At 72.5% G+C, this 10327-nt stretch carries 9 protein-coding genes; 8 read left to right on the top strand and 1 reads right to left on the bottom strand.

The annotated features are described in order from the left end of the window. Nucleotides 1–18: 18 nt before the first annotated feature. On the bottom strand, nucleotides 19–483 hold the full coding sequence (locus tag AC13HU_RS21870) for a VOC family protein (RefSeq protein WP_483043615.1): 465 nt from the start codon (nucleotides 481–483) through the stop codon (nucleotides 19–21). 209 nt (nucleotides 484–692) lie between these two features. Between AC13HU_RS21870 and AC13HU_RS21875 the strand changes: the two genes are divergently transcribed. The 8 genes from AC13HU_RS21875 to AC13HU_RS21910 all read left to right on the top strand — a co-directional run bounded on the left by AC13HU_RS21875 (nucleotide 693) and on the right by AC13HU_RS21910 (nucleotide 10222). Next, nucleotides 693–1019, top strand: a complete 327-nt coding sequence (locus tag AC13HU_RS21875; RefSeq protein ID WP_483043616.1) for a 4Fe-4S dicluster domain-containing protein — start codon at nucleotides 693–695, stop codon at nucleotides 1017–1019. Beyond that, complete coding sequence (locus tag AC13HU_RS21880) at nucleotides 1016–2989, top strand: hypothetical protein (protein ID WP_483043617.1); 1974 nt, start codon at nucleotides 1016–1018, stop codon at nucleotides 2987–2989. The genes AC13HU_RS21875 and AC13HU_RS21880 overlap by 4 nt, the downstream gene beginning before the upstream one ends. Continuing rightward, nucleotides 2986–4383 (top strand): amidase, encoded by a 1398-nt coding sequence (locus AC13HU_RS21885; RefSeq protein WP_483043618.1) that lies wholly within the window; start codon nucleotides 2986–2988, stop codon nucleotides 4381–4383. The genes AC13HU_RS21880 and AC13HU_RS21885 overlap by 4 nt, the downstream gene beginning before the upstream one ends. 3 nt (nucleotides 4384–4386) lie before the next feature. After that, nucleotides 4387–5895 carry a type I glutamate--ammonia ligase gene (locus AC13HU_RS21890; RefSeq protein ID WP_483043619.1) on the top strand — a complete coding sequence of 503 codons (1509 nt, stop codon included), beginning with the start codon at nucleotides 4387–4389 and terminating at the stop codon, nucleotides 5893–5895. Nucleotides 5896–5953: 58 nt separating this feature from the next. Continuing rightward, the gene (purB, locus tag AC13HU_RS21895) at nucleotides 5954–7243 is read left to right on the top strand and encodes an adenylosuccinate lyase (protein ID WP_483043620.1); all 1290 of its coding nucleotides are present in this window, start codon (nucleotides 5954–5956) and stop codon (nucleotides 7241–7243) included. Beyond that, nucleotides 7227–7703: a GNAT family N-acetyltransferase gene (locus tag AC13HU_RS21900; protein WP_483043621.1), complete on the top strand. Its 477-nt coding sequence runs from the start codon at nucleotides 7227–7229 to the stop codon at nucleotides 7701–7703. The genes purB and AC13HU_RS21900 overlap by 17 nt, the downstream gene beginning before the upstream one ends. Before the next feature lie 65 nt (nucleotides 7704–7768). Further along, the gene (locus AC13HU_RS21905) at nucleotides 7769–8506 is read left to right on the top strand and encodes a winged helix-turn-helix domain-containing protein (protein ID WP_483043622.1); all 738 of its coding nucleotides are present in this window, start codon (nucleotides 7769–7771) and stop codon (nucleotides 8504–8506) included. Nucleotides 8507–8752: 246 nt separating this feature from the next. Continuing rightward, on the top strand, nucleotides 8753–10222 hold the full coding sequence (locus AC13HU_RS21910; protein ID WP_483043623.1) for an MDR family MFS transporter: 1470 nt from the start codon (nucleotides 8753–8755) through the stop codon (nucleotides 10220–10222). Nucleotides 10223–10327: the final 105 nt, after the last annotated feature.

Raw genomic sequence — 10327 nt, forward strand, 5'->3', positions numbered from 1 at the left:
GGCCGGGCCGGCCGGCGGTCAGGTCCTGCGCGCCCGGCGGGACGGGGCGAGGTTGATACGCCAGGAGACCCCGAACCGGTCGGTCAGCCACGTGAACTTGGCGCTGAACTCGTAGCCGTCCGGCGGCATGATGACCTCGCCCTTCTCGGACAGCGCCGTGTAGAACCGGTCGAACTCCTCCGCCGTCTCGCACTGCACGTAGATCGCCGTCGCCGGTGAGAAGGCGTACGCGTCCCACGACGCCAGTTCGTAGCCCTTGGCCCCGGGCGGCGGCATGTTCGTGCACATGAACGTCTGCCCGTCGAGCGTGAAGAGCGCGTGTTGCAGGGTGCCCTCTTCCCAGCCCGTCTCCCCGGCGCGCGCCCGGACGACCCGGTGCACCTCCGAGTTCTCGAACAGCGAGGTGTAGAACTCCAGGGCTTCCTCGGCGTCGCGCTTGAACGCCAGGAACATCATGAGTTTGGGCGCCGGTGTGGGAGGCATCGTGGGTCTCCTGTTCGTCGTCGGGTCCCGGCTTGTCGCCAGGGCCGACGGTAGCCCTCAGTCCCCGCTGTTCAACCCGGTCCGCGGCCGGTTGAACACGCCGGTCGAGCCCGCCACCACCGAAGCTCAGCGGGTGGTCCAGACAGCACCGCAAGCATGTGTGGACATCAGTGACCGACGTCTCGAAGTGACCCGGAGGGTGAGTGCCCGTGAGCGAGAACGCACTGCCGGCGGACCAGTCCGCCCGTTCCGAGCGGATCGCCGCGCGGACTCGCGACAGCAACTGGCGGAAGCCGCCGCGCCGTATCGAGACCACCGAGTGCATCACCTGCGACAGTTGCCTGCGCGGCTGTCCCGCGGAGTTCGGTGCCATCGTCGACCGCGGCCTGGACGTCGTGATCATCCCCGAGCTGTGTTCGGGCTGCCCCGCCTGCGTGTTGGAGTGCCCCGTGGACTGCATCTACGTCGACGAGGACTGGAGCCCGTCCGACAACAGCCTGTGGAACCTCGTCGAGTTCTCCGCGGAGACCCGGTGACCGGGTCGGCGGAGCGCGAGAGCCGTCGCGCGGTCAACGCCAGGAAGCGGATCAGCCGCCGCCCCACCCGGTTGGGGACGCCCGCGGGAACCGCCCCGGGTCCGGACCGCCGGCGCGAGCCCGGCGCGGGCTTCCCCGGACTGCTCGACCGGGTCTGGGAGCGGGCACGGGCGGCCGGGGACCTGCGGGCGGCCGTGGACATCCTGCTCGGCCTCGACGGACATGTGCCCGGGGATGTCCAACTGCGGGCGCTGAGCTCCTCGGACGAGGCCGCGGTCATGGCGCTGTGGGGGGTGACCTGGCGAGAGACGGGCCCCGCGCAGGGCCTGGGGACGGTGTCCTCGCCCGCGGACGAGGACGAGGACGCGGACGCGGACGCGGCCATCGACCCGGCCCACGACGAGCCCGTCTTCCTCGGTGAGTTGGGGCTGGCCACCAGCGGCCGGATCGTCCTGCGCGCCCCCTCGCAGGAACCGCTCGACCGGGCCGAACTGGTCGGCGGGGTACTGCGGGTGCCGTGGACACGGCGGGCCGCCCGCGCCTACCACGACCAGATGGGCCGGACCGCCGCCCGGACCGCCCGGTCCCTCGCCGACTGCCGCGAGTGGCTGGAGGAACAGGGCGGAAAGGGCCGTGACGAGCTGGTCGAGCAGGCGAAAGAGGCCGCCCTGCGCACCGCCCCGTTCGTGCTGTACCAGGAGGACCGGCAGTACACGAACTTCCGCGACCAGAACACCATCACCGGCAAGACCCTGTGGCCGGGGCACCCCGACTGCGTGCTCAGCGGCCTCCAGGGGCTGCCGTTGGACCTGTGGTCGGACAGCGACGTGCAGATGCTGATCGCCCTGACCCTGCTCGTCCGGTCGGCCGGCTTCGGCCGGGTCGAGGAGGCCAACAGCACCCAGCTCAGCGTGGACCACGTCGCCGCCATGCTGGAGCGCGTGCGGCTTGCCTACAACGCCGTCCCCGGCGGCGAGTTGATCGCCCCGGCCGGGTCGCACCGGATGGCGGACCTGAAGGAACTCGCCGAGGCGCTGGGCGCCCGCCGCCGGAAGGTGACCGGTACCGCCCAGCTCTACCGCGAGATCCACGGCGCGCTGATGCACAAGATCGAACGCGTGGCCGCCGAGACCGACGAGGTACGGGCCCGGGACGCGGAGTTCGCGGCACGGCTGGCCGGACGCCTGCCGCTGGCCGGCGCCACCCTCGCCGAACTGGGCCTGGACGCCGCGACGCCGCCGCGGTGGCTGGCCGAGCCGCACGGGGAGTTCGGCACCGGCCTGGAGTCGCTGGTGTACGAGACCGTGGCGGCCTGCACCGAGGTGTTCCGCGCCGACTTCGCCATGAGCCGCGGGATGCGTGCGCTGCCGGAACTCATCGACCGGATGAAGGCGGAGCGCTGGGCGGAGATCTGCGACTGGGACATCACCCGCTACTTCTGCTGCGTGGTGCCCAGGCCGGAGGCGCGCGCCCACTTCGGCGGCTCGGCCGCGACGCTCGCCGACGCGGCCTGGGCGATGTCGTCCCGCATGCAGTACAACTCCTGGCACTTCGTGCCCGGCAATCTGCCCCGGGACCCGGCCGTGCTGGCCCGGGACCACTTCGTGCCGCCCACCATCCCCGACATCGCGTTCTTCTCCGACCAGCACCACCACGGCCACGTCACCAACAAGGTCCGGTTCTCGATCCGTTCGCCGCAGTCCGTCGAGGTGGCGGGGCGCGTCTTCAACGGCTTCGTGGACCTGCGGCTGCTGCGCTGCGCGGGCACCCCGTTCGACGAGCGGGACCTGCTGGTCGCCCACCGGGTGTCGGCGTTCGTCGCCCGGGCGACCGGCCTGGCCGCCCAACTCGCCGCGGAGGGAGTGCCGTTGGCGGTCACCGCGTTCGACGCCGAGTGGCACGGGCGGAAGATCGCCGGTGTCGACGCGGGCGACGCGGTCCGGTCAGGCCCCGCGGGTAGCATCCGATGACGGCCCAGGGGTTCGGCGCTCTCCGGGAACGCCTGCGCCAGGGCGAGACCACCGTGGTCGAGCACGTCCAGTCCGTGCTGACCGCCATTCACGAGGAGGACGCCCTGGGCGCGTTCGTCGCGGTCGCGGGCGACGAGGCGCTGCGGACGGCCGAGGAGGCCGACCGGCGCATCCGCGAGCGTGGCACCGAAGCCTGGCAGGGGGCACCGCTGTTGGGCGTGACGGTCTCGGTGAAGGATCTGCTGCAGACCCGCGATCTGCCGACCGCCCGCGGCTCGTTCCTGGTGAACCGGCGGGAGCGCGCGGATGCCCCGGCCGTCGCCCGGCTGCGGGAGGCCGGTGCCGTCGTCGTCGGCAAGACCACCACCTCCGAGTACGGCTGGAGCGCCTCCACCGTGAGCCGCGTCGCACCGCCGACCGGCAACCCCTACGACCCCACGCGCACCGCCGGCGGCTCCAGCGGCGGGGCCGCCGCGGCGGTGGCGACCGGGCTCGGCGACGGTGCCCTGGGCACCGACGGGGCCGGTTCGGTGCGGATCCCCGCGGCATTCTGCGGCGTGGTCGGCTACAAGCCGTCGTACGGGCTCATCCCGTACGTCCCCGGTTGCGTGGACCGGCTGTCCCACCAGGGCATGCGGGCCCGCGGTGTCGCCGAGGCCGCCGCCCTGGTCGCCGCGGTCCGCGGCCCCCCCCCGGCCGACCCCGACTCCGGGCTCGGCTCGATCGAGACGGCCGCCGGAACCGGCTCCCGGCGGATCGGCTGGATCGAGTGGGAGGGCACCAGCGACGAGGTCCGCCGGGTCACGGAGCGGGCGAGGTCCGCCCTGGCCGACCTGGGTCACCGGGTCGAGCCGGTGGAGGTGCGGTGCAAGGACCTGTACCCGGCCCTGGTCGACATCCTGGCCGCTTCCGAGGCGGCCGGGACAGCGCCGGAGGACGAGGAGTTGTGCGACCCGGGCCGGCTGGAGATCGTCCGCTACGGGCGCCTGCTCACCGGCGCCGCGGTGATGCGCGCCGAGGAGGTGCGCCAGGCGGCGCGGGTCGAACTGCGCTCGGTCATGGCCCGTTACGGGCTGCTGGCCATGGCCACCGTTCCCGTCGAGCCGTTCGACGTGCGGGCCATCGGGCCGGACTGGGCGGCCGATCCCCGGGACCTGCTCTGGCTGGCGTGGTCGCCGGCCACCTACCCCTTCAACCTGACCGGTCAGCCCGCGGTCACCCTGCCGGCCGGGCTGACCTCCGCCGGGCTGCCGGTCGGCGTGCAACTCGTCGGCCCCGTCGGGGCCGACGAGCTGGTCCTGACCGCGGCCCGCCGCTTGGAAACCGAACTGGGACCGCTGCCCTCACCCCGCGCACAGCACGAGCTGGTCGCCGCCACCGAAAGGACCCTGTGAGCCGTGTACACCCGGTCATGGCGCTCCGTCTCCGCCGAGGACAGCGTCGGAAGTCCCTCGTTCGTCACCGACCACGGACTGTGGAGCGATGAGCAGTTCGACGTCGCCGAGCGGATCGAGGCCGGTCTCGGGGAGGTCGATCTGGTACGCCTCGTCTTCCCGGACCCGCACGGGCTGGCCCGCTCCAAGACGCTCACCGCGGACACGTTCCGCTCGGTGCTGCGCAACGGCATGAACTTCAGCCCGGGGCCCTTCGTGTTCGACACCGGCCACGCCGTCGCGGTCGACTTCCTCGGCGAGCCCGGCATCGGCGTGGAGGAGATCGCCGGCGCGGGCAACTTCGTCCTGGTGCCCGATCCGCTCACCTTCCAGATCCTGCCCGGCACCCAGCCGCGCACCGCCTGGGTGATCGGCGACGAGTACCTGCGCGACGGCAGCACGCACCCGCTGTCCTCGCGGGCCGTGCTGCGCCGGCTCGAAGCCGAGTACGCCGGCCGCGACTACGCACCGGTGATCGGGCTGGAGGTCGAGTGGTACCTCACCCGCCTGCTCGACGCCGAGCCGGGCAACGCGGGCAACGGCTTCGGCCGCCAGGGCCGCGCGCCCCGGGCTGCGGCCGTCGACGCCGGCTACCAGTTCAACCTGGACGCCCGCTACGACTCCGTGGCCCCGATCACCGACCCGCTGGCGCTGCACCTGCTCGAACTCGGGCTGCCGCTGCGCTCGATGGAGCACGAGTCGGGTCCTGGTCAGGTCGAGTGCACGTTCAGCCCGATGTCCGCGCTCGACACCGCCGACGCGATGCTGCTGTTCCGCACCGTCACCAAGCGGTGGTGCGCGCAGCGCGGCCACCACGCCACCTTCATGTCGCTGCCGCTCCTGGACTCCTTCGACCCCAGTGGCTGGCATCTGCACCAGTCCGTCCGGGAGACGGCGACCGGGCGCAACCTCTTCGCGGCCGAGGGACCGGCCGGCGAACTGTCCCCGGAGACCAAGGCGTACGCCGACGGGCTGCTGGCCTGGAACCGGGAGCTGTTCCTGCTGTCGGTGCCCACGGTCAACGGCTACCGGCGGCTCGGCCCCCGCCACTCCCTGGCGCCCACCCGGGTCGACTGGCACATGGAGGACCGTAGCGCCATGCTCCGCATGGTCGGTGGCGGCACCGGCGCGCACATCGAGAACCGCAGCGCGGAACCGTGCGCCAACCCCTACCTCGCCATCGCCGGGCAGCTCTTCGCGGGCCTGGAGGGACTCGGCGGGGCGGCGGACACCGGACGGGGCCCGCGGGCCGACGGCGCGGCGCCGGAGTTCGTGCCGCAGTCCCTCGCCGAGTCGCTCGACGCCTTCCGCGCCGGCCGCGCCGACCAGCTGCTCGGCGCCCCCCTGAAGGCGTGCCTGGTCAAGCTCAAGGAGAGCGAACTGCGCCGGTTCGAGAACTGGTGCGCCACGACCGGGTCCGACGACGGCCAGGTCACGGACTGGGAGCAGCGCGAGTACTTCGAGGTGTACTGACCGTTCGGGACCCACCGACCGTTCGAGCCCCACGGACCACCGGAGACGAGGTCATTCCATGATCCCCCGCTACACCTTGCCCGAGATGTCGGAACTCTTCTCGGACCAGGCCCGCTACGCCACTTGGGTCCGCGTCGAGATCCTCGCGACCGAGGCGCAGGTACGGCTCGGACATGTGCCGGAGGACGCGATCCGGGACATCCGCCAGGCGCCGGTGCCGCTCCCCGAGCGGGTCGCGGAGTTCGAGAAGGAGCGCGACCACGAAGTGCTCTCGTTCCTCGCCGCGTACTGCGAGGACATGCCGGACTCCTCGGCGCGCTGGGTGCATCTCGGCATGACCAGCTACGACCTGGTGGACACCGCGCTCGGCCACACCCTGGCACGGGCCACCGACCTGCTGACGGCGGCCGGGCAGCGGCTGCGCCGGGTACTCGTGGACAGGGCGCTCGAACACTGGGACACCCTGATGATCGGGCGCACCCACGGGGTGCACGCCGAGCCCACCACCTTCGGTCACAAGCTCGCCGTCCACGCCTTCGCCGTGGACCGCTCGCTGCGGCGGCTGGCCGCGGCCCGCGAGGCCGTCGCGGTGGGCACGATCTCCGGCTCGGTGGGGACGTACGCGCTCATCGACCCGTTCGTGGAGAGTTACGTGTGCCAGGCGCTGGGGCTGGGCATCGAACCGGCCCCCAGCCAGGTCGTCGCCCGCGACCGGCACGCTCAACTCCTCCAGGCGGTGGCGGCCATGGGGGCCTGCGTCGAGCAGATCGCCCTGGAGTTGCGGCTGTTGCAGCGCACCGAGGTGGCCGAGGTGGAGGAGGGGCGGGCCGCGGCCTACCAGGGGTCGAGTGCCATGCCGCACAAGCGCAACCCGACGACCAGCGAGCGGCTGTGCGGCCTGGCGCGGTTGCTGCGCAGCTACGCGACCGCCGCGCTGGAGAACGTCGCCCTGTGGCACGAGCGGGACCTGGCCCACCAGTCCGTCGAGCGCGTCATCCTGCCCGACAGCCTCTCGGTCGGCCACTTCCAGGCGTCGAAGGCCGCGGACCTGGTGGCCGGGTTGCGGGTGCACCCCGACCGGATGAGGGCGGCCATCGACCGCACCGGCGGGCTCGTGCACAGTTCCGCGGTCCTCTTCGACCTGCTCGGCGAGGGAACCGAGCGGGAGCGGGCGTACCGCTCGGCGCAGGCTGCCGCGAACCGCACGGCCAGCACCGGGCGGCCCTTCACGGACACCCTGGCCGAGGAGGGCATCACGCTGCGGGAGGAACCGCGGCCCGAGCGCTTCCTGACCAACCACGATGTCATACGCCGGCGATTGGAGAAGCTCGATGAGCGAGAAGACTGAACGGGACTGGAAGACCGAACGGGTCGAGGGGCGGGACCTCGACCTGGACGAGGTGCTGGAGGTCTACCACTCCTCGGGCCTGGGCGAGCGCCGGCCGGTCGGCGACCGCGAGCGGATGGCCACGATGGTGCGGGAGGCGAACCTCGTCGTCGTGGCCCGCGACGCGGACGGCGCGCTCATCGGTATCGCCCGCAGCATCTCCGACTTCTCCTACGTCAGCTACCTGTCGGACATCGCCGTCGTGCGCCGCCACCAGCGGTCCGGGGTGGGCCTCGCGCTGCTGGAGGCGACCCGGCAGCAGGCCCCGGACGCCAAGGTCATCCTGCTCTCGGCGCCCGCCGCGAGCGGCTACTACCCGCGGGTCGGCTTCACCCGGCACGACTCGGCGTGGGTCCTCAACCCCGGGCAGCCGCTGGCCGTCTCGCGCACCGAACCGGAGGACGGCGCGACTCATCCATAGGTCCTGCGCCGGGACCGGGCCGGCCGCCACCGCGCGGCGAGGAGCGCACACTCCATGGGGAAGGCATGAGCCAGATTCCGTCACGGACACTGCTGGAACCCCGCGGCCCCGTCCCCCCCGCCGTGCCCGCGGCCGCCGCACCGGCCGGGCAGCGCATCCTGGTGGTGGACGCGGACGCGGATCGCGCCGGGTCGCTGACCGCCCAGCTGCGGCGGCACGGTCACGACCCGGTCGGCGTCGGGCACGGCAGCGCCGCCCTCCAGGCGTACGAGGACGTCGAGATGGTCCTGCTCGATCTCGATCTGCCCGACCTCGACGGCCTGGAGGTGTGCCGCGCCATGCGGGCGGTCAGCCGGGTCCCGATCATCATCGTCACCGCCCGCAGGTCCGAACTCGACTGCGTGCTCGGCCTGCACGCGGGAGCCGACGACTACGTCACCAAGCCCTACGGGCTGCGCGAGTTGATGGCCCGGATGGACGCGGTGCTGCGGCGCACCCGTTGGCAGCCGGCGGCGGAACGGGACATCCGCCGGGGACGCCTGCACATCGATGTCGACTCGCGCGAGGTCAGCGTGGACGACGAGCGGATCGCCCTCACCCGCAAGGAGTTCGACCTGCTGTACCTGCTGGCGTCCCAGCCGGACACGGTCGTCCCGCGCAAGCAACTCCTGCAACAGGTGTGGGGCGACTCCTGGTCGCGCCGCACCATCGACACGCACGTCAGCAGCCTGCGCGGCAAGCTCGGCGGCAACGGCTGGGTCGTCACCGTCCGCGGGGTGGGTTTCAGACTGGGCACGGGCTGAACGGCGCGGCCACTCGGCCGTGTTCCAGCGCGGACCAGGCGCGGACCAGGCGCGGACCCATCGCGGTCCCCGGCGCCGGAACGCGCCGCCGGGCTTCATGGCCCGCCCGCTTCGTGGCCGCCGGGCTTCCCGTGTCCGTCGCGCCAGATCGCTTGTCGGGCAAGGCGTTTCGGACTGGAGGTGGCGCCCGTGGGCGTGATGACCGGTGAGGCCGAGGCAATATCGCGCGAAGGTCCACGGCGCGGTATGCGGCTCACACTGATCCCGCTGCTGCTCGCGATGCTGCCCTCGTCCCTGGGCACCACCATCGTCGCCACCTCGATGCCGACGATCGCCGGCGACCTGGGCGGCGTCGAGCACCTGTCCTGGGCGGTCACCTCGTACACGCTCGCCGCCGCGGCTTCCACCCCCGTCTGGGGCCGGCTCGGCGACATGTACGGGCGCAAGCGGTGGCTCATGGTGGCCATGTCGGTCTTCCTGACCGGGTCGGCCCTGAGCGGACTGGCCCAGACGATGGGGCAGTTGATCGCCGCCCGCGCGGTCCAGGGGCTCGGCGGCGGCGGGGTCGCGGTCTGCGTGATGGCGGTGATCGGCGAGCTGCTGCCGCCCCGGGAGCGCGGCAAGTACCAGGGCATGATCAGCAGCGTCATGGTGTTCTCCATGATCGTCGGCCCGCTGGTCGGTGGCACCATCACCGATGGCCTCGGCTGGCGCTGGGCGTTCTGGATCAACCTGCCGCTCGGCGCAGTCGCCCTGGCCCTGGTCGCCCGTCTGGTACGGGTGCCGAGCCGGCGCAGGGAGGCGCACATCGACTACGTGGGCGCGCTCCTGCTGGTCGTCTGCATCACCTCCCTCGTCCTGGTGCTCACCTGGGGCGGAGTGCACTACGCCTGGCGCTCCGGAACGATCCTGGTGCTCGCGGCCGTCTCCGTCGCGGCGCTGGCCGGTTTCGTCCTCGCCCAGTCCCGGACCACCGAGCCGGTGCTGCCGCCGCATCTCTTCCGCAGCCGCAACTTCACGCTGATGTCCGTGCTGAGTTTCACCAACGGTTTCGTGATGTACGGCGCGGTCTTCTATCTTCCGCTCTACCAGCAGGCGGTGAACGGTGCCTCGGCGGTCGGCTCCGGCCTGTTGCTGCTGCCGATGCTCGGCTCGCTCGTCGTCGTCTCCCAGTTCTCCGGGCGGTTCCTGGCGAGCACCGGCAACTACCGGGTCCTCCAGATCGGCGGCTCCGCCGCCATGTTGCTGGGCGCGCTGATGCTCGCCCGGGTGGACACCGCGACCTCCCGGCTCACCGTCGAGCTGTCCATGGCGCTGCTGGGCGCCGGCATGGGCTCCCTGGGGCAGAACGTGGTGACCGTCGCGCAGAACAGCGTCGACCTCCAGGAGGTGGGCGTCGCCGCGGCGTCGATCACCCTCTTCCGCACGCTGGGCAACTCGGTCGGTGTCGCCCTCATGGGCACCCGGTTCAACAACCGGGTGCGTGAGGTGATGACCGAGCGGACCGGCGGCGCCGTGAGCCTGCGCCAGACCAGGCTGGACGCGAAGGGTCTGCACCGGCTGGCTCCGGGGGCGCGCGCGGTGTACGAGGCGGCGGTCGCCGAGGGCGTTCGGGACGCCTTCCTGCTGGGTTCGGTGGCCGCGGGTCTCGCCTTCGTGACCGCGCTCCTCGTCCGGCAGGTGGCCCTGCGGACCGTGCGCGGGCGGCGTTCCTGACAACGGCGCGGACCGCGCGGACAGTTCGCGCGGCACGGCCCGCGCGGACAGCGCGGACAGCACGGCCCGCGCGGACGGCGCACCCGGCACGCACGGCATATACGC

This window comes from Streptomyces sp. NH27, from assembly GCF_056859195.1.